Source organism: Protofrankia sp. CiP1_Cm_nod4 (genome assembly GCF_982290645.1).
In genome coordinates, this window is record NZ_CEVIVC010000049.1 from 10,014 (window position 1) to 34,193 (window position 24,180).

The 24,180-nt window shown below is 72.6% G+C and carries 16 protein-coding genes; 6 read left to right on the forward strand and 10 right to left on the reverse strand.

The genetic code is table 11. The features are described from left to right. The 3 genes from AC5LSR_RS11705 to AC5LSR_RS11715 all read left to right on the forward strand — a co-directional run. On the forward strand, positions 1-621 hold a 621-nt coding region (locus AC5LSR_RS11705; RefSeq protein ID WP_493468446.1), incomplete at its 5' end, for a toll/interleukin-1 receptor domain-containing protein. 103 nt (positions 622-724) lie between these two features. Further along, entirely contained in the window at positions 725-2,173 is a 1,449-nt protein-coding gene (locus AC5LSR_RS11710) for a KGGVGR-motif variant AAA ATPase (RefSeq protein ID WP_250286768.1), read from the forward strand. 250 nt (positions 2,174-2,423) lie between these two features. After that, a complete protein-coding gene (locus AC5LSR_RS11715) occupies positions 2,424-4,118 on the forward strand; it encodes a sensor histidine kinase (protein WP_250286770.1) in 1,695 nt (564 codons plus the stop codon). 94 nt (positions 4,119-4,212) lie between these two features. Here the strand turns inward: AC5LSR_RS11715 and cydD are convergent, their stop codons facing one another. The 5 genes from cydD to AC5LSR_RS11740 all read right to left on the reverse strand — a co-directional run bounded on the left by cydD (position 4,213) and on the right by AC5LSR_RS11740 (position 12,249). Further along, positions 4,213-7,851 carry a thiol reductant ABC exporter subunit CydD gene (gene cydD, locus AC5LSR_RS11720; RefSeq protein WP_493468447.1) on the reverse strand — a complete coding sequence of 1,213 codons (3,639 nt, stop codon included), beginning with the start codon at positions 7,849-7,851 and terminating at the stop codon, positions 4,213-4,215. Continuing rightward, positions 7,838-8,833, reverse strand: coding sequence for a cytochrome d ubiquinol oxidase subunit II (cydB, locus tag AC5LSR_RS11725; protein ID WP_250285855.1), 996 nt, complete (start codon positions 8,831-8,833; stop codon positions 7,838-7,840). Before cydB ends, cydD begins: the two co-directional genes overlap by 14 nt. A gap of 24 nt (positions 8,834-8,857) precedes the next feature. Further along, positions 8,858-10,264, reverse strand: a complete 1,407-nt coding sequence (locus AC5LSR_RS11730) for a cytochrome ubiquinol oxidase subunit I (RefSeq protein ID WP_250285854.1) — start codon at positions 10,262-10,264, stop codon at positions 8,858-8,860. Between the two features lie 161 nt (positions 10,265-10,425). Further along, entirely contained in the window at positions 10,426-11,355 is a 930-nt protein-coding gene (locus tag AC5LSR_RS11735) for a universal stress protein (protein WP_250290433.1), read from the reverse strand. Positions 11,356-11,613: 258 nt separating this feature from the next. Beyond that, the gene (locus tag AC5LSR_RS11740; RefSeq protein WP_086055602.1) at positions 11,614-12,249 is read right to left on the reverse strand and encodes a response regulator; all 636 of its coding nucleotides are present in this window, start codon (positions 12,247-12,249) and stop codon (positions 11,614-11,616) included. An 85-nt stretch (positions 12,250-12,334) separates the two neighbouring features. On the opposite strand from AC5LSR_RS11740, the gene AC5LSR_RS11745 reads away from it, so the two are divergent. Further along, positions 12,335-13,342: an Acg family FMN-binding oxidoreductase gene (locus AC5LSR_RS11745; RefSeq protein WP_250285851.1), complete on the forward strand. Its 1,008-nt coding sequence runs from the start codon at positions 12,335-12,337 to the stop codon at positions 13,340-13,342. A 228-nt stretch (positions 13,343-13,570) separates the two neighbouring features. Beyond that, complete coding sequence (locus AC5LSR_RS11750; RefSeq protein ID WP_250285850.1) at positions 13,571-14,620, forward strand: LLM class flavin-dependent oxidoreductase; 1,050 nt, start codon at positions 13,571-13,573, stop codon at positions 14,618-14,620. A gap of 152 nt (positions 14,621-14,772) precedes the next feature. Here AC5LSR_RS11750 and AC5LSR_RS11755 read toward each other — a convergent pair whose 3' ends face one another. Next, positions 14,773-15,966: a hypothetical protein gene (locus AC5LSR_RS11755; RefSeq protein ID WP_250290431.1), complete on the reverse strand. Its 1,194-nt coding sequence runs from the start codon at positions 15,964-15,966 to the stop codon at positions 14,773-14,775. 290 nt (positions 15,967-16,256) lie between these two features. Between AC5LSR_RS11755 and AC5LSR_RS11760 the strand changes: the two genes are divergently transcribed. Then, on the forward strand, positions 16,257-18,320 hold the full coding sequence (locus AC5LSR_RS11760; RefSeq protein WP_493468448.1) for a protein kinase domain-containing protein: 2,064 nt from the start codon (positions 16,257-16,259) through the stop codon (positions 18,318-18,320). A gap of 292 nt (positions 18,321-18,612) precedes the next feature. Here AC5LSR_RS11760 and AC5LSR_RS11765 read toward each other — a convergent pair whose 3' ends face one another. The 4 genes from AC5LSR_RS11765 to AC5LSR_RS11780 all read right to left on the reverse strand — a co-directional run. Next, positions 18,613-21,060, reverse strand: coding sequence for an FHA domain-containing protein (locus AC5LSR_RS11765; protein ID WP_250286533.1), 2,448 nt, complete (start codon positions 21,058-21,060; stop codon positions 18,613-18,615). Positions 21,061-21,645: 585 nt separating this feature from the next. Beyond that, complete coding sequence (locus AC5LSR_RS11770) at positions 21,646-22,341, reverse strand: LmeA family phospholipid-binding protein (RefSeq protein WP_250286535.1); 696 nt, start codon at positions 22,339-22,341, stop codon at positions 21,646-21,648. A 511-nt stretch (positions 22,342-22,852) separates the two neighbouring features. Further along, the gene (locus tag AC5LSR_RS11775) at positions 22,853-23,584 is read right to left on the reverse strand and encodes an SDR family NAD(P)-dependent oxidoreductase (protein WP_250286531.1); all 732 of its coding nucleotides are present in this window, start codon (positions 23,582-23,584) and stop codon (positions 22,853-22,855) included. A gap of 240 nt (positions 23,585-23,824) precedes the next feature. Next, a partial coding sequence (locus tag AC5LSR_RS11780) for an FAD-linked oxidase C-terminal domain-containing protein (RefSeq protein WP_493468449.1) occupies positions 23,825-24,180 on the reverse strand: 356 nt, incomplete at its 5' end.

Sequence of the window (24,180 nt, forward strand, 5' to 3'; positions counted from 1 at the left end):
GGGACCGGTCTCGGGGGAGGCTTCTGCAGCATGCCGGGCTACCGGTTCGACGTGTTCCTGAGCTATCGGCGGGCGGGTACCGTCCTGCCATGGGTGCACAACCACTTCCACCGGATGCTCGTGAGGTGCCTGACCGACGAACTGGACCGCAAACCGGAGATCTTCATCGACGTCGATCAGATCCACGCCGGGGAGCGCTGGCCGGACGCGCTCGCCCAGGCCCACAGCCGGTCACGCCTGCTGGTGGCGGTCTGGACCCCGTCCTATTTCGGCTCGCGCTGGTGCGTCGCGGAATGGCGCAGCATGCAGCGGCGTGAGGCGCTGCTCGGGCTGAGCACGGCACCGGACACGCACCGCCTCGTGTACCCCATACGGCTCAAGGACGGTGACAGGTTCCCGCACGACGCGAAGCGCACCCAGCAGCGGGACATGAAGGACTGGAACGTCTCCTCGACGTCCTTCGAGCAGACGCCCGCCTACGCCGGGTTCGAGAGGAAGGTGGCGGAGATCGCGGAGGAGCTGGTGGCGCGGCTGGACGTGGTGCCGGACTGGCGTCCCGACCTGCCGGTCCTGCGCCCGGAGCCGGAACCGCCCCACCGCGCGGCCGTCCCGAGGCTGTGAGCACAGTGATCGGCGCAGAACGCGGCGAGCGGCGCGGAAACACGACTTGCGGCGAAAAAACACGGCGAGCGGTGCAGACAATGAGCGGTGCAGACAATGAGCGATGAGAACAGTGCCCGCTGAGCACGCGAGGAGCGGTGCGCGCACGCGCGGCACGGTGGTGACCTTCTACTCCTACAAGGGCGGGGTCGGGCGCACCTTCGCCCTGGCCAACACCGCGGCGCTGCTCACCTCGTGGGGCTACCGGACGCTGTGCATCGACTGGGACATCGACGCGCCGGGCATCCCGTTCTATCTCAGCCGATGGCTGCCCGAACCGCCCGGGACCGGCCTGGTCGACTTCATCGACGACTTCGCGCGGGGCCGCGACCCGCGGGTCGCCGACTACGTCAGCCGGATATCCCTGCCGGGGCGGGACCTACCGCTGGACCTGCTGCCCGCCGGCCCGGCCGACCGCTCCTACGTCCCCCGGGCCCAGACGATCGACTGGGCCGGGCTGTACGGCGGGAAGGACCTCGGCGCCTTCCTGGAGACCAGCCGGGAACGCTGGGTGGCGGACTACGACTTCGTCCTGATCGACAGCCGGACCGGGATCACCGACATCAGCGGGATCTGCACGGCGCAGCTCCCCGACATCCTGGTCGTGCTCTTCACCGCCAACGAGCAGAGCCTGCGCGGGGTCCTGGACGTCGTGGAGCGCGCCGAAAAGGCCCGCGACGACCTGCCCTACGACCGTTCCCTGCTGCTGACCCTCCCCGTCCCCGCGCGTTTCGATGCCCGGGAGGAGTACCGCCGGGCTCAGTACTGGCAGGAACGGTTCGGCCGGGAGCTCGCCCCGCTCTTCCGGAACTGGGCCGTGGAGCGGGCGCCGCTGGCGGGGGTGCCGGTCGAGCGGCTGCTCGGCCTGCTCACGATCCCCTATGTCTCCTACTGGAGCTTCGGCGAGGACCTGCCGGCGCTCGAGGAGGAGGACCCGACCCCGGAGAAGATCGGATACTCGCTGGAGACCCTCGCGGCCACGATCGCCCACCAGCTGGACCGCAGCGACCTGCTCGTCGAGAGCAGGGACTCGTTCGTGGACGCGGCCACCCGGCAGGGGCTGCGCTCACGCGGCGACGGCTACGACTTCGACGTCTTCATCAGTTATGACAAATATCCGGAGAGTGAACAGCTCGTGAGGTCGCTGGAGGCCCTGCTGACCCGCCGGGGCCTGCGGGTGCTCGGGCCGTCGTTCCGTCCCGGCACGGACTGGTCGCGTGCGCTGAGCACTCTGCTGGCCCGATCACGGCACCTCGTCGTACTGGTCGACAGGTACGTCAGCCGTTCCCAGAACCACGAAATCAACCGGTTCATGCGCCAGACGCTGGACGACCAGTCGGACCGCGCGGTCCTTCCCGTGCTCGTCTCCGACACCGAACCGGATAATCTCCCGAGCCCGCTCAAGCACTTCCGGTACCTGCGCATAACAGACCAGGAAGATCTTTATGGCGTCGCGGACGGAATTGCTGCCGCAATCACGGAAAGGGACCAGGGCCCGCCGGAACCCGGCTGACCACCGGCATATATCTCCTGCCGTGGAGCGCCCGCCAGAAAAGCATTAAGCGGTGAAAAGAATCACGGTGGACCGGTGGAGCGGCAGGTCGTACCGGTCGCGACAAGATGCCGATCAGGCTGCTCAGGATGATTCGTGCGATGTTGCCCGCAGGGGAGATCTGCGGGGCCGTCGGGCGTAATACGTTGACATCGTCATGGATGCAGAGACTGGCGGCGGGAATGCCGTACAACCATATGGTGAAGATTTCGTGACTCACCGGGTCGACCAGGCCAAGGACCTGATCGTCACCCAGAGTCGCCTGCGTGGTCTGCTGCGGGCGAGCCGCATGGTTGCCTCGGACCTGAGCCTGCCCGTCGTGCTGACCCGCATCGTGGAGGCCGCGTGCGATCTTGTGGACGCCCGCTACGGCGCGCTCGGAGTGATCGCCCGCGACCAGAACCTCGAGCAGTTCATCCACGTCGGCTTCGACGAGAACATGGTCCGCCGGATCGGCGACCTGCCGCGGGGCAAGGGCATCCTCGGCCTGCTCATCCGGGAGCCCTACCCGCTGCGGCTCGACGACATCACCACCGACCACCGGGCGGACGGCTTCCCCGCCGGGCATCCGCCCATGCACAGCTTCCTCGGCGTCCCGATCCGGATCGGCACCAAGGTGTTCGGCAACCTCTACCTGACGGACAAGCAGAACGCGTCCCGTTTCACCGCCGAGGACGAGGAACTCGTCCAGGCGCTGGCCGCGAGCGCCGGCGTCGCCATCGAGAACGCGCGGCTCTTCGAGGAGTCCCAGCGCCGGCAACGCTGGCTGCAGGCGTCCACCGACATCACCCGGCATCTGCTGGCCGAAGGGCCGAACCCGCTGGAACTCATCGCGCGCCGGGCCCAGGAAATCGCCGTCGCCGACTTCTCCGCCGTGCTGCTCCCCCGCGGGTCGGCCGAGGAACTCGTCGTCGAGGTCGCCACCGGCGCATACCCGGACGGGCTGGTCGGTGCGGTCGTTCCCGCCTCGGATCCGCTGGCCGGCCAGAACGGGCCGTCCATGGTGATCCCGCTCATCGCCTCCGGGGAGAGCGTCGGGGCGCTCGTGCTCGGCCGGCGGGCCGAGGGACGGCTTTTCACCGACGCCGACATCGACATGGCGTCGGGCTTCGCCGGGCACATAGCGCTGGCGCTCGAGCTGGCCCAGGCCCGCGCCGACCGCGGCCGCATCGCCGTCCTGGAGGAACGCGACCGCATCGCCCGCGACCTGCACGACCACGTCATCCAGCGGATCTTCGCCACGGCGATCGGGCTGCAGGGCCTGGTCTCGCGCACCGGCGGGGGCCAGCATGAGGACCGGCTCGCCGCCTACATCGACGACCTGGACGAGACCATCGGCCAGATCCGCACGACGATCTTCCAACTGCGCCGGCGCGGGCGCGACGACATCCCGAGCCTGCGGGGACAGCTCCTCGACATCGTCGACGACGCGACCGTCTCCCTCGGGTTCGCGCCGCACCTGCGCTTCGAGGGCGCGCTGGACTCCAGCGTGTGCAGTGTCGTCGGCGAGCATCTGGTGGCGGTGCTGCGCGAGGCCCTGTCGAACGTCGCCCGGCACGCGTCGGCGACCCAGGTGTACGTGACCGTCTGGTCCACCGACGGCCAGGTACGGCTGGAGGTCATCGACAACGGGGCCGGCGGGGTGAACCCGGAGGGCCGGGACGGCTCCAGCGGGCTGGCCAACATGCGCAGCCGGGCGGAGGAGCTGGGCGGCAGGTTCATCGTGTTCTCCCCCGCCTCCGCCGGCACCCGGCTGTCCTGGTCCGCCCGGACCCAGGCGCCGGACACGTCGGACGAGCCAGGCAAGCTGGACGGGCCAGGCGGACCGGACAAGCCGGACGGGCCGGACGGGCCGGATACCGCCGATGGCCCGTGTCGCCCGAGCGGCACAGGCCGTACCGAGTGACACGGAACCGTCCAGCGGTACGAGGCCACCAGCCCCGCCGGACGGCGCCCAGCCGCCGTCCGGCGGCCGGGCGCGGGGCGGGCGTCCGCGCCCGTCAGGCGGCTGGGCGCAGCGCGGGCGTCCGCGTGCCGCCCGCCAGCTCCACCACCGCGTCCAGCTCCTCGAAACCAGACGTGCGATGGCTGATCAGCAGCACCGTCCGGCCGCGGGTGACGTCCAGGATCGTGCGCATCACCGCGGCCTCGGTCACCGGGTCGAGATGAGCGGTGGGCTCGTCCAGGACGAGCACCGCGGGGTCGGCCAGCAGTGCGCGGGCGAGCAGCAGCCGCTGGCGCTGCCCGCCGGACATCCGCTGCCCGTCCGCGCCGACCCGGGTGGCCAGGCCGTCCGGCAGGCCGGCGGCCCAGTCGCCGAGCCCGACCCGTCCGAGGACGCCGGTGAGCTCGGCCTCGGCCGCGTCGGTACGGGCGATCAGCAGGTTCTCCCGCAGCGTCGCGTCGAACACGTGCGCGTCCTGGGTCATGCCGGTGACGCGCCGGTAGAGCTCGTCGGTGGCGACGTCGCGCAGGTCGACACCGCCGACGAGGACTTCGCCCGCCTGCGGGTCACGCAGGCGCAGCAGCAGGTCGGCGACGGTGCTCTTGCCCGCGCCGCTGGCGCCGACGAGCGCGGCCCGGGTACCGGCGGGCAGGTGGAGGCCGAAGCCGTCGAGCACCGGCGGACCGTCCGGGGCGTACCGCAGCACGACATCGCGCATCCGGACCTCAAGCGGCCCGTCGGGCAGCCGCCGCGGGTGGGCCGGCTCGCCCACCAGCGGCTCTCGGTCGAGGACGGCGAACACCCGGGCCGCCGACGCCCGGGCCTCGGCGAGGGCGGCGAACGCGGTGGTGAGCCCCGCCAACGGCTCGAAGGCGGCGACCGTGGTGAGCACGGCCACCCCGAGCATCACTCCGGACAGCGCCCGCTGCCCCACCGCCGCCACCCCGACGGCGCTGACCGCCGCGAGAGTCAGGCCCGCGGCGAACGTCGCCGCCGCGCTCCCCCACGCCGGTGACCCGCGCCAGGACGCCGCCAGCCGGGTTATCTCGCCATCTCGGCGGCGCACCCGGGCGAGCCGGGCGGGCGCCGCGCCGAACGCCACGATCTCGTCCAGCCCGTCCAGCATGGCGACGATCTCGATGTCCCGGCGGGCCCGCGCCGCCGCGGTGGCCGTGACCATCTCCTGGGTACGGCGGCCGGTCACCGGCCCGGCCAGCACCGCGGCCACCGCGAGCCCGAGCGCCAGGACGCCCCCCGCGGGCGGCGACACAACGACAGTCATGATCACAGCGCCGGCACAGGCGAGCGCCGCGGACGCGGTGGGGGCCACCCCGCGCAGCAGCGACTCGCCGACCCCGTCCACGTCCGCGGTGAACCTGCGCAGCAGGTCCCCACGGCGGTGGGTGCCAAGGGCGGCGGGGGCCAGCGGCACGAGCCGGGCGAACACCTCCGCGCGCAGCCTGGCCAGGCCGCGCAGGGCCGCGTCATGGGTGACCAGGCGCTCGACGTACCGGAAGACCGGCCGGCCGAGCCCGAACGCCCGGACCGCGACGATCGCGACCATCAGGGTCAGCACCGGCGGCCGCTGCGACGCCCGGACGATCAGCCACGCCGACGCGGCGGTCAGTCCGACACCGCACCCCAGCGAGACGGCCCCGGCGAGGATGCCGAGGGCGAACCGTCGCCGGGCCGAGACGAACAGCTCCAGTGCCCGCCGGTGGGCGCTGGCCGGCCGGGGCCGGGCGCGCGTGTCCGCCAGCGGGACGGACGCGACGCAGCCGCCTTCCGGTATGTCCGCGTCCTTCGGGTTTGTGTCTTCCGCGTCTGCGTCTCCCAGCCGGACGGATGCGCTCACCGGCGGGACGGATGCGACGGCCGGCCGGAGAGGCAGCGCTGGCGATGGGACGGACAGCGCCGGACGGAGAGCGGGTGGGAAGGCCCGGGCGGGCGGGGCGTCGGCGGCCACCCGGCCCGCCGCGATCGTGACGACCCGGTCGGCGACGTCGGCGAGCGCGGCCGAATGCGCGACGAGCACCACCGTCGCACGGCCCCGCAGCGCCGCGACGGCCGCGGCGACCCGCTCCTCGGCGGCGGCGTCCAGGCTCTCCCCGGGCTCGTCGAGCAGCACCAGCGGTGCGTCCCGCAGGAGCACCCGGGCGAGCCCGACCCGGCGCAGCTCACCCGCGGACAGCTCACCGCCGTCCTCGCCGACGCGCTGGTCCGCCGGGGGCGCGCCGGCCGCGGCGAGCGCGGCGGCGACCTCGGCGGCCGGCGCGCCGGGACGTCCCAGCCGCGCCTCGTCGGCGACCGTGCCGCCGCAGACGGCGTGCGGCCGCTGCGGCAGCCAGCCGACCCGGGCCTGCCAGCCGGCCGGGTCGATCTCGGCGAGATCGACGCCGTCCACCAGCACCCGGCCGCGCGCGGGGCGCAGCGCCCCGCGCAGCAGCGCCAGCACGGTGCTCTTGCCCGCGCCGCTCGGCCCGACCAGCGCGACGATCTCACCCCGGCGGATGTCCAGGTCGACCTGCCCGGTGCCGCGCAGGTCGACGCCGTCCAGCCGCAGGGTGCCGAACCGGGTGGGCGCCAGGCTGTGGCCTGGCGGCGCCGCCAGCCCGGCGCCCTGATGGCCTGGCGGCGCCGCCAGCGCGGCGCTGGGGCGGCCCGACGGCGGCGTGGCGTCGATCACGTCGAGCGCGGCGGCGGCGGCGGTCAGCCCGGACACGGTCGCGTGGTACTGCGCCCCCACCTGCCGCAGCGGCAGGTACACCTCGGGGGCGAGCAGCAGCACCAGCAGTCCGGCGCCCAGATCGAGCGAGCCCGAGACCAGCCGCAGCCCCACCGACACCGCCACCAGCGCGACCGACAGCGTCGCGAGCAGCTCCAGCACGAACGACGACAGGAACGCCCAGCGCAGCGCCGCCATCGTCTGCCCCCGGTAGGCGTCGGTGATCCGGCGGATCACCGCCACCTGGGGCCGCGCCCGGTTGAAGATCCGCAGTGTCGGCAGGCCCTCGACGACGTCGAGGAAGTGCCCGGACAGCCGGCTGAGCACCGCCAGCTGCCGGTCGGTGCGGTTACGGGTGGCCAGCCCCACCAGCACCATGAAGACCGGTACCAGCGGCAGCACCACGGCCAGGACCGCCGCCGAGGCGAGATCCGCGCCGGCGATCCGGGCCAGCACGAACGGCGGGACGACCACGACCATGACCAGCGCGGGCAGGAAGCGGGTCAGGTAGGCGTCCATGCCGTCCAGGCCGGCGCCCGCGGTGACCGCGAGCGCCCCCGCTCCCCCGTCACGATCACGATGGTCACCGCCGGTGCCGGCGGCGGCTCCGCCACGATGGTTACCATCGGTGACAGAGGCGACTCCGCCGGCCGTCCGGTCGACGACCGCGCCGAGCATGGCCTGGCGCAGCCCGGCCGACACCGCCGGGCAGGTGCGCTCGGCGGTGCGCTCGGACAGCCAGACCACCGCCGCCCGGGCGGCGGCGACCAGGACGAGCAGCGCGACGACGCCCCCCGTCCCGGTGAGCGCGCCGACCGCCACCTGCTGGCCGGTCACCACGACGTCGGCCAGCACGGTCCCCTGGACGATCACCAGGGCGGCCGAGGCGGCCGCGAGCGCCCCCAGCCGCAGCAGGTAGCCGCGCAGGGCCGGGGTGACCCGCAGCAGCCGCGGATCAACCGGCTTCATCAGACCCCACCAGCCGCCGCCGGAACACCCAGTACGACCACGCCTGGTAACCGAGGACGACCGGAGTGAACAGCACCGCCACCCACGTCATGATCGTGAGTGTGTAGTGCCCGGAGGCGGCGTCGCTGATGGTCAGGCTGTTCTCCGGCGCGCCGAGCGCCGGCAGCGCGTTCGGGTAGAGCGCGACGAACCAGCTCGCCACCATCAGCGCGATGGCACCGGCCGTGCCGGCGAACGCCCAGCCGTCCCGCTCGTTGAACCAGGCCGCCGCCGCGCCGCCGAGCGCGGCCAGCGCCAGCGCCGACACCGCGGCCACCAGCACCCCACCGCGCAGCGCGACCGTCCAGCCGGCCAGCCCGGCCAGCGCGGCCAGCGCGGGCGGGATCAGCACCCGGGTGACCTGGCGGGACCGGGCCCGGATCTCACCCCGGGTCTTCAGCGACAGGAACACCGCCCCGTGCAGGACGCACAGCAGCGCTGTGGTCACCCCGCCCAGCAGGGCGTACGGGTTCAGCAGGTCGAAGAACCCGCTGGTCACCTGATGGTCGGGGGTCATCTCCAGGCCACGGACCATGTTGGTGCAGGCGACGCCGAACAGCAGCGCCGGCAACGCCCCGCCGAACACGATCCCGCGGTCGCACCAGGCCCGCCCGGCCGCCGTGGTGGCCTTCCCCCGGTATTCCAGGGAAACCCCGCGGACAATCAGCGAGAGCAGAATGAGGAAAAGCGCCAGATACGCTCCGCTGAACAGGCTCGCGTACCATTCCGGAAAAGCGGCGAACATCGCACCGCCGGCGGTGAGCAGCCACACCTCGTTCGCGTCCCAGACCGGGCCGATGGTGCCGAGCACCGCCCGGCGGTCGGTCTCGTTGTCACGGCCGATCACCGGCAGCAGGGCCGCGACACCGAAGTCGAAGCCCTCCAGGACGAAGAAGCCGACCCACAGGACGGCGACGAGCACGAACCAGAACTCCTCAAGCATCGCCCTACTCCTGATCCCGGGATGTCAGTAGGCCAGTGACGGCAACGCCTCGCCGGGCCGCGCTTCGCCGTCGACGGTCACGGTCGGGCTCAGCTCCGGGATCTCGTGCGTGCCGTGCCGCAGGAACAGGCGCAGCGCGACCGCGGCGAGCGTGCCGTAGAGAACGGTGAAGCCGGCCAGCGTCAGGACCACCGCGGTGGTGGAGACGTTCGGGGAGACCGCGTCGGAGGTGCGCAGCAGGCCGAACACCGCCCACGGCTGGCGTCCCATCTCGGTGAAGATCCAGCCCGCGGTGTTCGCCGCGTACGGCAGCACGGTGGCGCCCACGAACGCCAGCAGCACATGGCGTCCGCCGGGCAGCCCGCCGCGGCGCATCCGCCACAGGCCGAAGGCCGCCAGCGCGAAGTAGGCCCCGCCCAGCGCCATCATGATCCGGAAACTCCAGAACGTGACTCCCATGACCGGCGTGTAGTCGCCGGGGCCGTACTTGGCGACCGCGGCGGCCTGCAGGTCGTTGACCCCCTCCACCTCCGCGGTGAAGGAGTTCGTGGCCATGAACGACAGCATGTAGGGGATCTTGATGTCGACCTTGTTCTCGCCGTGGGAGACGTCCCCGTAGGCGAACAGGGACCAGCCCGCGCTCTTCTCGGTGTCCCACAGCGCCTCGGCGGAGGCCATCTTCATCGGCTGCTGCCTGGTCATGACCTGGCCCTGGAAGTGCCCGGAGAGCAGCACCCCCACCGACGCCACGGCACACACGACCAGGCCCAGCCGCACGGCCCGCCGGTGCAGGTCGACCTGCTGCCCCTTGCGCAGGTGCCAACAGGACAGCCCGACCAGCACCGCACCCCCGGTGAGCAGCGAGGCGGACAGCACGTGCGGGAAGGTGACGATCTGCGTCGGGTTCGTCAGCGCCTGCCAGATCGAGGTGAGCTCGGCCCGCCCGGTCTCCGGGTTGATCCGGTAGCCGACCGGGTGCTGCATCCACGAGTTCGCCGCCAGGATGAAGTAGGCGCTGATCACGGTGCCGAGCGAGGCCAGCCAGATGGTGGCGAGGTGGACGCGCTTGGGCAGCCGGTCCCAGCCGAAGATCCACAGGCCGAGGAAGGTCGACTCCAGGAAGAAGGCGATCAGCGCCTCCATCGCCAGCGGCGGGCCGAAAACGTCCCCGACAAAGCGCGAGTAATCCGACCAGTTCATTCCGAACTGGAATTCCTGAACGATTCCGGTGACCACTCCCATGGCAAAGTTGATGAGCATCAGCTTGCCCCAGAAACGGGTCAGGCGAAGCCATTCGACACTGCCGGTCCGGACCCATGCGGTCTGCATGCCGGCGACCAGCAGCGAAAGTCCGATCGTCAGTGGGACGAACAGGAAGTGGTAGACGGTGGTGATCGCGAACTGCCAGCGGGCAATCGTGTCCTGACTCATCTGTGTTCCTGGTTCATCGGTGTTCCTTTCAGCGACCGGGGAACTCCGGCCGCCGGCGGCGCGGACGCGTGGCCGCGCCGCCGGCGGCCCATGAAGGCTGGGCAGGGCGGATCAGGGGCCACGCGAGGAAACGATCGCGCCGCCCCCGGCCCGGGCCGGGTCTAACGGACAACAGCGACCGGGCACGGAGCGTGTGTGACGACCTGGTGGCCGACCGACCCGAGCAGCAGCCCGCCGAACCCGCCACGGCCACGGGCGCCGACCACCAGCAGCTGGGCCGACCGGGCAGCCATGATCAGGCCATGCGCCGCCGAGCCGGCCACCAGCACGGCTTCGACGGCGACATCGGCGACAGCCGCACGGGTGGCAACCGCACGGGTGGCAACCGTTTCGGTACGGCCCGCCAGCCCCCGCTCGAGGGCCGTGTCGAGAGTGAGACGGGCAGCTTTCTCCAGCACCGCCTCGTCGAACGCTGGCAGGTCGAACGCTGGCAGGTCGGCGGGGCCCAGCGGCGGCTCCGGCAGCCAGCAGTGCGCGACCCGCAGCGGGACCCGACGCAGCCCCGCCTGGACCGCCGCCCACCGCAGCGCGGCCAGCGAGCCCTGCGAACCATCGACACCGACCAGCACCGGACGGCCGTCCGGCCGTGGTGGCGCCGGCCCACGCACGACGACCACAGGAACAGCCGCTTCCTGCGCGCACCGCGCGGTGACCGAACCGACGAACATCCGACGCATCCGGGCGAGCCCCCGGGCACCGACGACGAGCATCAGCGCGTCCCGGGACTCCTCCACGAGGGCGTCCGACGGCGAGTCGTAGACGGTGCGCTCGACGACGTCGACCGCGAGGCCGTCGAGCCCCGCCCGCCGGACCGCGTCGTGCAGCACCTGCGATGCCGCGCGCTCCAGGTCGTCGACGCCGACCGACGGCGAGATGTCGTCGACCACCCGGGGGCGCCCGCCCGGGCCCCAGGCGAGCACCGCCCGTATCCGCCTGCCGGTCAGCCCGGCGTGGGCGCGGGCCCAGCGCAGGGCCGACTCCGCGTCAGCGGAGGCGTCGATCCCCACCACGATGTCGGATGTCGTCTCCACACCGTTCACGCTCGCAGCGCCCGGCGACGCGGACGAGAGCGATTCGGGTAGACCACGGGACCGAAGGTCCCGCGCGTCCGGGCCGGCCTGCCAGAGCGGGCCACAAGCCCCGCCAGGCCGTGCGGCCGGACCCGACAGGCTGGTGGAGGCCCGCCGGCAGGCCTGCCGCCAGGCCTGCCGGCGGGCTTGTCAGCAGGCCTGCCGGCGGGCTTGTCAGCAGGCCTGCCGGCGGGCTTGGCCGGCGGGCCTGGCGGTGGGCTAGCCGGCGAGCTTGGTGGCGAAGACCGCGGCCTGGGTCCTGCTGGTCAGGCCGAGCTTCTCCAGGATGGACGAGACGTTGTTCTTGACCGTCTTCTCGGCCAGATGGATTCTGCTGGCGATCTGGCGGTTGGTCAGCCCCTCGGCGATGAGGCCGAGGATCTGCCGCTCCCGCTCGCTCAGCGTGGACAGCAGGCGGTCCTCCGGTGCCCCGTCGCGCAGCCGGGTCAGCACCCGCTGGGTGACGGCGGGGTCGAGCATGGACTGGCCGGACGCGACCGTGCGGACCGCGCCGATGAGATCATTGCCTCTGATCTGCTTGAGTACGTAACCGGCCGCGCCCGCCATGATGGCGGCGAACAGGGCCTCGTCGTCGTCGTGGGATGTCAGGATCAGGCAGGGCACCTCCGGTGTGCCGGAACGGATGTCGCGGCACACGTCGATGCCGCTGCCGTCGGGCAGACGGGCGTCGAGGATGGCGACGTCTGGACGTAGCGCCGGGATGCGCCGCAGGGCTTCGGCCGCGAGACCGGCCTCCCCCACGACCTTGATGTCGCCCTGGCTTTCCAGTAGCTCGCGCATCCCGCGCCGGACGATCTCGTGATCATCGAGAACGAAAACGCGGACAGGCTCCACCGGACCGACGATACGCGCGGCGACGTCCTGACGACCATGAAACGAGGGCATCGGGACATGACCGGTCCAAGGGCATACCGTCGTAGTGGTGACTAGCACCGACACCCTGCTCAGGGACCTTGCCCGCGGGATCGTCGAGGCGGCCGGCCTGGCTCCGTCGATCCACAACACCCAGCCGTGGCGCTGGCGGGCGACGGACCGTGATCTGTATCTCTTCGCCGACACCTCCCGCCAGCTGCGCGTCGCTGACCCGGACGGCCGGCAGCTCCTGCTCAGTTGCGGCGCGGCCCTGCTGCACGCCCGCCTCGCCGTCCACGCCGCCGGGCTCGTCCCCGATGTGACGCTCTTCCCGGCCGGGGACGACGACCTTGGCTCCGGGCCGCTGGCCCTGATCCGGATCACCGGCAGCGCGCCGGCCGGCCCGCGGGACGAGGCGCTGCTGGCGGCAACGCACCATCGGCGCACCGACCGCAGGCCCTTCGACCCCCGCCCGCTGGAACCGGAGCACCTGCGGACGCTGCGGCTGGCCGCCGAGGCGGAGGACGCCTGGCTGGTGTCCGTGGACGACACCGACCTGCGGATCGACACCAGTGTGCTGATCTCCCGCGCGGACTGGCTGGAGAACCACGACCCGGCCTACCGGGCGGAGCTGGAGTCGTGGAGCCGGACGGCCCCGCAGGCGCGGGACGGTATCCCCCGGGACGTGGTGATCGGCTCGGACCAGCCGCGGCAGTCCGAGTTCGCCGTCCGTGACTTCAACGTGGTCGGCGAGCCCGGCCTGCGCCTGGAGCAGACCGGGGTGGAACGTCCCGTCGTGCTGCTGGTCGGTACCGACGCCGACACCCCGGCCGACCGGCTGCGGGCCGGCCAGGCCATGGAACGGGTGCTGCTGACCGCGGCCGCGCGTGGCATCGCGACGTCACCGCTGGGCCAGGCCGTCGACCTCGAGGTGACCCGGGAGCTGCTGCGGCACTCGGTCGGCGGCCTGGGGCACATCCAGATGATCATCAGGGCCGGTTACCCGCTGCCCGGCGCCGAACCGCTGAAGGCGACCCCCCGCCGGCCGGTCGACGACATCCTGTGGTTCGCCTGAGGCGGACGCACCCGGCCGGGCACCGGGGAAGCAAGCCGGCCGGGCACCGGGGAAGCAAGAGGGTGAGGTGCCGGCCGCGCAGGTCGCCTCTCGGCGCATGGTCGCTCGCAGCGACAAAGGGTTGAGCCCGGGGGCCATGTCACGGCCGGCAGGAATACCTTACCGGCCCGGCGGCGTTTCCGGCGGCAACTGGGAAGATCCTCACGAGCCCGGGGAGTTACCTCCCGTGTGACCCTCTCCCGATCCCTGCCCCTGTCCGTTCTCGACGTGGTGCCGGTGGTGTCCGGTTCGACGCCGGCCCAGGCCGTGCGCAACACCCTCGACCTCGCCCGCCGGGCCGAAGAGCTCAACTACCACCGGTACTGGCTGGCCGAACACCACGGCATGCCCGGCATCGCCAGCTCGGCGACGTCCATCCTGATCGGTCAGGTCGGCGCGGCCACCACGAGCATCCGGGTCGGCTCGGGCGGGATCATGCTGCCCAACCACGCACCGTTGATCATCGCCGAGCAGTTCGGGACGCTCGGGGCGCTGTTCCCGGGCCGGGTGGACCTCGGCATCGGACGGGCCCCGGGCACCGACTCCGCGACCGCGCAGGCCTTGCGGCGCTCGAGCGGGCCGGTGTCCGCCGACGACTTCCCCGCGCAGCTCGCCGAGCTCGTCGCCTTCCTCGGCAACTCCTTTCCCCCCAGCCATCCGCTCCGGACGGTGACCGCCGTCCCACACGGTGAGACACCACCGGTGTGGCTGCTCGGCTCCAGCGGGTACAGCGCGCAGCTCGCCGGCTACCTCGGCCTCCCGTTCGCCTTCGCGCACCACTTCAGCCCGGTGAACACGCTGCCGGCGCTGGCGCTGTACCGCTCGTCGTTCCGGCCGGCCCCGGGGCGGGAGCGGCCCTACGCCATGGTCGCCGCCGCCGTCATCTGCGCGGACACCGACGAGACCGCGCACTGGCTCGCCGGGCCGACCCGGCTGGCGATGCTGCGGCTGCGCCAGGGCCATCCGGACGTCTTCCCCACGCCCGAGCAGGCCGCGGCGTACCCCTGGACGCCCGCCGAACGGGCCGCCGCCGACGGCGTGGCCGCCTCCCACATCGTGGGGTCACCGGAGACGGTCCGCGCCAGCCTGGACGCCCTGATCGACGCGACGGAGGCAGACGAGATCATGATTGTGACGAACGCCCACCCGCACGACGCGCGGATCCGCTCCTACGAGCTGATCGCCGAGTTCGCCGGCCTGCCCGGGCTGCCCGCCCCGCGCGAGCCCCTGTCCGCCTGACCCCCGCCGTCTTCCCGGACGTCGCTCTGGCCCCGCCGTCTTCCCGGACGTCGCTCTTCCGGGCGCCGGTTTCCCGGGCGTCGCTCTTCCGGGCGCCGGTTTCCCGGACGTCGGTCTCCCCGGACGTCAGGACCGGGCGTCCGGAGACGGCCTCAGGGCGTCAGGCCCGCGGCGCTGACGTAGGCGAGGCTGAACTGGGAGTCGGCGCGGCTGCCGTCGGGGTCGAAGCAGACGACCCTGGTCGTCACGTCCCCGGCCGCTCCGGTCGGCGGCGACGCCCATTCCGCTATCGCGCAGCGGCGGGTCGGCTCGCCGTACGGCGTGACCTGGACATGGTCCGGCGCCCGGCCGACACCGGGATAGAGGATCTCGTAGACCCCGGTCGCGACGTGCCGGACCGTGTTCGTCTGCTTCGCGCTGTTGGCGGAGTAGCGGGGCCACACCTCGACGGTCCGCCCCAGCGGCGGCTGCAGGATCCGCCCGGTGCCGGCCTCCTCCAGGCCGGTGAAGGAGTGCCCGAACGCCGCGTTCTCCACCGGGATCACCGTGTGCTGGTTGCCGTACACGACGACGAACGGCGAGTCCGTCCAGGTCTGCCCGTTCGCGCACCCGACGAAGATGGTCTGGCGGTCCTCGTGCACCTCCCGGCCGAGCGCGCTGCATCCCACCGTCGTGGAACCGACCGAGTTGACCTGGAGGTTGTTGCCGGTGCGGGCGTAGAGCCTGCCGATCAGGTCGATCGAGTAGCGGCCGATGCCACGCCAGTTGATCTCGATGGTGCCGGGGCCGGCGAGGCTGTAGCTGTTGTCCGGGCGGACCTGCTGCTGGCTCGGCGCGTCGTCCCGGAAGTAGGCGTACGGCTCGCTGGGTGCCGGGCGGTGGGACGCCGGCGCGAACGTGAACAGCGCGGTGAACCGGGAGTCGACGTAGGCCCCGGTGAGCTTCCGGCAGGCCAGGGTGACCTGCTCGTCCGGGCCGGACGGCGCCCAGTCCTCGGCATGGCAGTGCACCGGCGCGTCACCGACCGCGGTCACCACCGCCGCGCCCCGTCCGCCGGGCACCCCGACACCCGGGAAGATCGCGCTGTAGCGGCCCGTCCCGCGGCGGATCACCGTCGCCTTCGCCTGCCTGGTGCCCGCGGCCGACTGCCAGCTACCGGCCTGGACCTCGGCCGCCGGCGTCCGCGGGGCGCCGATGGCGGCAGCGGCATCGTCCGAACGCAGAAAACCCCACACCGGCGTGGTGGGATCCGCGGTCGGCACGGACGCGGGCCGGCCGCTGGCGGAGCCCTTCGGTGAATCCGAACTGCCGCATCCCACCGCCACCAGTGCGGCAGCGGCCGTCACGGCGACCAGCACACGGACGGCCAGCGGAAACAATCGTCGCGGCTGCGGCATACGGGCAGCATGCCATGCCCCCTGAAAGGGGAAAGCCGGGAGTCAGTGACACGACCAGCGGAGTACTTTTGGATGGGCCGGCCAGGGGCGGCCACGGCTTTCACCGGATACCCGCATACCCGCGGGCACCGGCGCAGGCCGGTCCGGATGCCGGCGGCGCCGGCTGTTGTGAACGAGCCATGAACGAAACACCCCGGGCCCGCCCCGGGACACAACCCGCTGTGGGGGTGGATCAGACGATGGCGCCGCCGGACGCGGCCACGGACGTACGGACCACCGCGCTGGGCCCGGACGACCCCGCCCAGCTCGGCTCGTACACCCTGCTGGGCAAGCTCGGCGAGGGCGGGATGGGGACCGTCTACCTCGGGCGCTCCGAGACCGGCCGGCTGGTGGCCATCAAGGTGATCCGCGCGGACGTGGCCGGCGACGACGAGTTCCGGTCCCGGTTCCGGCTGGAGGCCGAGACGGCCCGCCGGGTCGCCCGGGTGTGCACCGCCGAGGTGCTCGACGCCGAGCCCGACGCCGAGCGGCCGTACCTGGTCACCGAGTTCATCGAGGGCAGGACGCTGGCGAGGTTCGTCGCCGAGAGCGGCCCGCTGTCGGCGGCGAACCTCGAGCAGCTCGCGGTCGGCGTGGCCGCGGCCCTGACCGCGATCCACAGCGCCGGCATCGTGCACCGCGACCTCAAACCGTCCAACGTGGTGCTCTCCCCCTTCGGGCCCCGTGTGATCGACTTCGGGATCGCGCGGGCGCTGGACTCGGCGAGCAACCTCACCGGCAACCTCCAGCAGCTCGGCACCCCGGCGTTCATGGCGCCCGAGCAGATCCAGGGCGAGACGGTCACCCCGGCCGTCGACATCTTCTCCTGGGGCGGGCTGGTCACCTTCGCCGCGACCGGCCGTTATCCCTTCGGGGACGCGTCCGCGCAGGTCCTGCTCTACCGGGCGGTCAACGAGGCACCCCAGCTGGACGGGCTGGACCCGCCGCTGCGCGAGATCGTCGCGGACGCGATGGCCAAGGCCCCCGCAGCCCGGCCGACCGCCCAGCAGCTCATGCTGCGCCTGCTCGGCGAACCGTCGTCGGTGGCGGAGATCGACCCCGAGGCGACGGTCATCCAGGTGCTGGACGGCTGGAAGTTACCCTCCGCCGACGGGACTGGCGGTGCCGGCACCGGCGGCGACAGCAGCGCGACGGCCGCCGGCCGGGAGCCGCGGCCGGCGGCCACCGTACGCGGCAGCAGCCGGGCGCCACGCGACGGCGGCCGGCGGATGGCGCTGGTGGCCGCCGGCGCCGCCGTCGCGGTGCTGGCGACGGTCGGCGGGGTGCTGGCGCTGGCCTCCGGCGGCTCGGGCACGGACGGCGAGCGGACGAAGGTCGTCGACATCCTGCCGAAATCCGACGTCGGCCTCGGCGACGACACCCTGGTCTACTCCAGCGAACAGGACGGCCTGCGGGCGGTCTACAGCCTGCGGGCCGGCCCGGACGGCAGGCCCGGACAGCCGAAGAAGCTGACCGGCGACGACGCGAAGCCGGCCGCGCTCCCGGTGATCGTCGGGCCGCAGCGCAGGACCGTCCTCTACACGGTGATCGACTCCTCCCCCAGCCTGGTCGCGATCGCCGCGGACGGCAGCGGCGCGCCGATGCCGCTGTTCACCTCCGGCCCGGCGGCGGAGCTCGCGATCGCGCCGGACGCCCGGGCGTCGGTCGACCCGACCGGGAGGTTCGTCGTCATCAAGGCGGTACGCGGGCCGAACGACGGCGGCACCGGGCTCTACGTCGCCGCCGTCGACGGCTCCAGCGTCCGCAGGCTGAACGTGCCGGCCGGCGCCACCGACCCGTCCTGGTCGCCGCTGGGTGACCGGATCGCGTTCTTCGTCGGCGCGAACGGCGTCGACGGCGGCGCGCTGTTCACCATCGACGCCGACCCGGCCGCCGCCGGCGCGAAACCCGTCCCGCTCACCGCGGGCACGGAGGGCTTCGACGCGGACCCGTGCTGGTCACCGGACGGCAAGAAGGTCGCCTTCCGTCGCGCTTTCGACTCGAACCTGGCCGAGACGGACGTCTTCGTCATGGACGCGAGCCCGGGCGCCACCCCGCTGCGGCTGACCGAGGCCCCCGGCCGGGACCAGGACCCCACGTTCGTGGCCGGGGACGGCAAGAGGATCGCCTTCACCAGCCAGCGCGACGGCGCCACCAACCGTGAGATCTACCTGACGAGCGCGACCGCCCTCGACGACGCCCACGCCCAGAAGCTGACCTCGTTCCGGGGGGACGACGCGACCCCGCGCTGGACCTCCGGCTGAGCCCCCCGGCGACCGTGACCGGCCGGGCCCCCCGGCAGCCGTAACCGGCCGGGCCCCCCGGCAGCCGTAACCGGCCGGGCCCCCCGGCAGCCGTAACCGGCCGGGCCCCCCGGCAGCCGTAACCGGCCGGGCCCCCTGGCAGCCGTAACCGGCTGGGCTCCCTGTCCCGGTGCCGGGACGCCGGGCATCGACAGGGCGGCTACGGCTTTTTCGCCCCGGACAGCACGAGGTCCGGGCGGCTTCCGACCTGGAAGCTGCCCGGACCTCGGTCAGGGATGTGACGGGCGGACCGTCAGGACGGCGTCGGCTTGCGCTTGGCGGTCTTCGGGTCCATCCGGCGGATCAGGATGGCCGTGACGATGACGCAGATCACGCCGATCGCCACGCCGCCGGCGATGTCGATGCCGTATGCCCGCGCGGTGTGGTCGAAGAACGGGTCGTCGACGACCTTGGGGTTGAGCGGCTTGCCGTCGGGGCGATGCTCACGGGCCCGGCTGATCGCGTTCAGGTCACCGACCGAGGACAGTGCGGCGTAGCCCCAGCGGGCCGGCGCGACCAGGCTGACCTGCTCCAGGCCGGGCTTGCCGTGCACCGGCAGGATGCCGCCGCTGAACACGAGCTGCGCCATGGTGAGCAGGACGAGCAGCGGCATGGTCTTGTCCGCGTTGTCGACCAGGGCGGAGATGAGCAGCCCGAGCATGGCCGACGCCAGCGACACCACGATCACCGCGAGCAGGCACTCGAGCAGGGGGTTGCCCAGCACGACCGCTGTGTCGGGCTCCCGGCGGACCAGGCCGATCAGGGTGAACGGGATCGCCTGCAACGTCGTGATCAGGGCCAGTACGACGATCTTCGAGCCGATGTAGGCGGTCCGGGACAGCCCGATCGCCCGTTCCCGCCGGTAGATGGCCCGTTCCTTGACGATCTCCCGGACGGAGTTCGCCATCCCCATGAAACAGGCGCACAGCACCATCACCAGCAGGATCGTGCCGGCGTCCGAATTCGGTGAGCCGTCCTCGGGCAGGCCGAACCCGCCGGGGATGGCCCGTGGGATGAGCCCGAGCAGGAACGGGAAGGCGATGATCAGTCGTAGGTAGGATCTGTCGGACGCGACAACGGAGAGTGTTCGCCTACTTAACGTGACGAGCTGGGAGAGCACCGACTGCTGGCGGATGCTCGGCAGGTCCTCCGGTGCCGGGCGGGCCGACGGCGCGGTCACCGACGCGGGGACGTAGTAGCGCGACTGGCGGAACCGCTCCGCCGACTCCGCGCCGGGGGTGGCCTCCAGCATCAGGAAGACGTCCGGGTAGTCCCTCTTGGTGAAGAAGGACAGGGCGTCGCGCGGCGGGCCGAAGTAGGCGACGTACCCGCCGGGCGCCAGCACCAGGACGTAGTCGCAGAGATCCAGCTGGGCGACGCTGTGGGTGACCACGACGACCGTGCGCCCGTCGTCGGCCAGCTTGCGCAGCGACTCCATGACGTTCTTGTCCATGCCCGGGTCGAGGCCGGAGGTGGGCTCGTCCAGGTAGAGCAGGGTGGGCTTGGTCAGCAGTTCCAGGGCGACGCTGGTGCGCTTGCGCTGGCCGCCGGAGAGCCTGGCCACCTGGGTGTCGGCGTGCTGGGTCAGACCGAGCTCGGCGAGGACCTCGTCCACCCGGGCACCACGCTCCTGCTTGGTGGTGTCCGGCGGGAAACGCAGCTCGGCGCCGTACTCCAGGGCACGGCGGACGCTGAGCGTGGTGTGGAGCAGGTCCTCCTGGGGGACGTAACCGATGCGGCGGCGCAGCTCGTCGTACTCGGAGTACATGTCCCGGCCGGCGTAACGCACCGCGCCCTGGTCCGCGGGGCGAAAACCGGTCAGGGCGTTGAGCAGGGTGGACTTGCCCGCGCCGCTGGGCCCGACCACCGCCAGCAGCGCCCGGCCGGGCAGCCGGAAGGTCATGTCGTGCATGAGCTGCTTCTGGCCGGCCCACACGTTCAGGCCGTCGGCCTCGAAGCTGACGTCCCCGGAGTCGATGTACTCGACGAGCTCGTCCCCGACGAGCTGGAAGACGTGGTGGCCGACGGCGATGACCGCGCCCTGCGGCACCGGCTCGCGGATGATGCGCTTGCCGTTGACGAACGTCCCGTTGGCCGACTCGAGGTCGGCGATCTCCACGTCCCCGCCGGGGGCCAGGTAGATCTCGGCGTGCCGCCGGGAGGCCAGCAGGTCGCCCACGACGATGTCGTTGTCCCGGGAACGGCCGATGGACATCCGGCCCGGGCGCAGCCGGTAGGAGGTCTGGCGCTCGTGCTCACGGTCGAGATCGTGGCTGCTCGTCTCGGCCTGGTTGCCCGACGGCTGCCGGGGCAGCTGCGGGCCGGGCTCGTAGCCGGCGGAGTCACGCAGCATCGTCGGCATCTCGAAGTGCGGGTCGGCGTAACGCGGGGGGTCGGCGTAGCCGGCGGGAGCCTCCAGCAGGACGACGACCTCCGGCCCGGTCGGGGTACCGAGCCGGAACCGGACCTCGCCGTTGACGTCGACGCTCTGCACCCGCTGGCCGTCGAGCCAGGTCCCGTTCGAGCTGATGTCCCGGACGGCCCAGCCCGCGCCGACCGGCTCGATCAGCAGGTGCCGGCGGGAGACCCGGCTGTCCGGCATCACGAAGTCGGCCGTGCGCGCGCGGCCGACGACGAACGGCTGGCCGGCGGGCACGGTGGCCACGTTGGCACCGCTGACGACTCTCAGGGTCGTCTGCACGTGTTTCCCCCTTCGGCGACCCAGGGACGGTGGCCCCCGGCAGTGCGCGAGAAGTGCGCTCGCGCCGCCATCGGCCCTCTGGGGCGGGACACAGGCCGGATGTCCCGCCGGACTGACTTCGACATGAATTTTCCGATCTTGCTGGTCGTCGGATCGTAGCGCCGCCCACCTACCTCGATCGACGATGGGTGTGCCAATCACCACGGACTGGACGCAGAGGAGCAGGCTGCGTGGGGCCAGTCATGTCCGTAGACGGCCGGCTGCCGGTGTGACGATATCCAGTACCGGCCGAGGATGACGCGCGGGCTATCCCACGTCCGTCAACTGTCGTCGATTCGACGTCACGACAGAGGGCCAGGAAAAAAGATCTTGTTTTTCGCGTGCCACCAGTGGGCCGAATCCTCACGGTCACCGAAAGCAAACGAACGGCGACCGGGATTCATGACCGAGCGCATAGCGAACGGTCACGACGAGCCGGTACGGACGGCGACCGGCACCGGCCCGGCAGCCGGGCACGGATACCGCTCGCCGCCTTCTTCCGGCGTCCAGCCTCTTCCAGCCACCTGCCGTGGCGCGTACCGTCCGTTACGAAGCCGGTGCGGGTTCCGCGGGCAGGACCACGTTCGTCGCCGTCGCGGTGACCGAGAGACCGTCCTTGCCGGTGGCGGCCTTCTCGATCCGTAGGTTGAACGGCAGGTTGTCGATCGGCAGCGGGATCCCCGGCAGTGGGAGGCCCGGCAGCCGGAAACCAAGGATCTCGGTGGGTATCAGGGTCAGCGTGTTGTCCTGGACCCCGAAACGGGTCGCCCCGCTCAGCTCCTGGGTACCGAGGAGGCCTGTGTCGATCCTGCCGGATATGTGCACCTCCTGGCCGTCGCCGACCGGGGTGACCTTCACGTTCTGCGTTGCCAGGTAGGCGTTGAGATCGTCATAGGTGATCTGCACGTCCGCGGTCACCTTGTCGACCGGCACGTCCTTGACCTGGTCGCGGATGGCGTCCCAGAACGGCACGTGGACGCCCTGCAGCCTGGCCTTCACCTCGGTGATCCGCGGGCCGGGCGTGGGAATGTCGGTGACCGTCACCCGCAGGTCGTCGTACTTGCCGAAGACGACCTGGGTGAGGAAGGGGAAGCCACCGATCGAGACGGCGGTGACCCTGGGTGGCCTGACCCCGGGGTTGGTGCTGCTCTGCGCCACCGACGTCTCCGCCTTCGCCTTCATCTGGCTCTCGGCGATCGGCACCGCCGCGCGGTCGGCCACGACCAACAGGATGACCAGCACGACCAACGTGATGATCGGCCACCGCCGCCGGCGGCGGGATACCGGGCCCGGCGTCACGCCGGTGGGCGCGAGGGGGGGCTGGCCTCCATACGATGGACCTCCGTACTGCGCACCCGTGTACGGCGGGCTCCCGTACGGCGGGCTCCCGGGCGGCGGGCCCTCGGGCGGCAGGCCCTCGGGCGGTGGGAACGCGCTGGTCGGCGGTATCGGTGCCGCCGGCTGACCCGGCTGACCCGGCTGTGCCGGCGCGTCGGGCTGTGCCGGTGTGCCGGGGGGCCCGGACCAGCCGGGCTGGGGAGCCGGCCGGAACGAGTCGACGGGCGGCGGCGGGCCGACCGGGCCGACGCGGGCCCGGTGTGTCTGGGCACCAGCGCCGGCAGCGGCACCGGACGGTGGGAGGCGCCGGGTCGAATCCACGGGCTCGCTGCCCACGTCCGGGTCGTCGTCGTGTCCAGTGCTCACGGTCAGGATGGTCGCATGGATGGCGGATCCCGGCACGGCATGGGTCAGATCACCCGGGAAAGTGCCCGTCCCCGAACAGGTGCGGCGCCCGCTCGGTGACGCTGGGCGGGCCCAGCCGGAAGACCGATCCGCGGGCGGCGGTGTAGGCGTTCCAGAAATGCTCGGCCACCGCGTCCGGGGAGAGCCGGCCGTCGGGGGCCACCCGGGCGTCGAGCACCACGGTCCGCAGCCGGATACCGCGGGCGCGCAGCACCGGCTCCAGCGACGTCCCGAGCGCGAGCAGCCCCGCCTTGCCGATCGCGAGGGCGAACCGGCCGGCGGCCGGCTCGGTCCGCGGCCCGGCCGCGGTCAGCAGCACACACGCCCCGGGACGCTCGGCCAGCAGCGTCACCGCAGCCTGGACGACGGTCAGCGCCCCGGTGACGTTGACCGCGAGGGTCTGGTTGACCGTGTCCGCCGACACCGACAGGGCGGTGCCCCGGATGCTCAGCTTGGCGTTGTAGACCACGGCGGTCAGGCCGCCGAGCTCGTCGGCGAGCTTGTCCAGCGCCGTGGCCACCGCGCCCGGCTCGGTGACGTCCGCAACCTCGCCACTGACGGCGATCCCGTCCCGGGCGAGGCCGGCCGTCACCCGGTGGACCGTGTCGGCCGACCGGGCGATCACCGCGAGCCCGAAGCCCTCCCGGGCGAACCGGCGCAGGAGCTGGACGCCGAACGCCTGCCCCGGCCCGACAACGACAAGCGCCCGCTCCCGGCGCGGGTCGGCGCGCTCCTGCTGCATGCGCCCATAGTGGCCCAGCGGGCCACGAGCTCATAACGGCCCAACGTGCCGCGAGCCCATAACAGCCCAGCGGGCCGCATGTCCGTAGCGGTGCCTGCGGCGGCCCGGAGGGCCTGCGGTCGGCAGCGGCCCAGGGGCCGCAGGCCGCCAGGGCCGGACCGGTGATCATCCCGCCCTCGGGTCGGCAGCGGCCCAGGGGCCGCATACCGGGTCCGTGGCGACCCCGCCGGGCCGGCCGGCTCAGGTGGCCCGGGGGACGAGGACGCCAGGGTTGAGGATGCCGTCCGGGTCAAGGGTGTGCTTCACCGCGCGCAGCACCGCCACCCCGAGATCGCCGATCTCCGCGGTGAGCCAGGGCTGGTGGTCGACGCCGACGGCGTGATGGTGGGTGATCGTCCCGCCGGTCTCGACGATCGCGCGCGAGGCGGCGGCCTTCACCCTGCGCCACCGTGCCACCGGGTCGTCACGGCCGGCGCACACGACGGTGAAGTACAGCGAGGCACCGGTCGGGTAGACGTGTGAGACATGGCACACGACCAGGCCGGGCGCTCCCCCGGCGGCGACCTCGCCCGCCCCCGCGCCGGCCGGCCTGGTCG

Coding starts and splice junctions, on each gene's coding strand:
- AC5LSR_RS11710 (WP_250286768.1), top strand. CDS start 725: ATGAGAACAGTGCCCGCTGAGCACGCGAGGAGCGGTGCGCGCACGCGC.
- cydD (WP_493468447.1), bottom strand. CDS start 7,851: ATGAAGCCGGTTGATCCGCGGCTGCTGCGGGTCACCCCGGCCCTGCGC.
- cydB (WP_250285855.1), bottom strand. CDS start 8,833: ATGCTTGAGGAGTTCTGGTTCGTGCTCGTCGCCGTCCTGTGGGTCGGC.
- AC5LSR_RS11730 (WP_250285854.1), bottom strand. CDS start 10,264: ATGAGTCAGGACACGATTGCCCGCTGGCAGTTCGCGATCACCACCGTC.
- AC5LSR_RS11760 (WP_493468448.1), top strand. CDS start 16,257: ATGGCGCCGCCGGACGCGGCCACGGACGTACGGACCACCGCGCTGGGC.
- AC5LSR_RS11775 (WP_250286531.1), bottom strand. CDS start 23,584: ATGCAGCAGGAGCGCGCCGACCCGCGCCGGGAGCGGGCGCTTGTCGTT.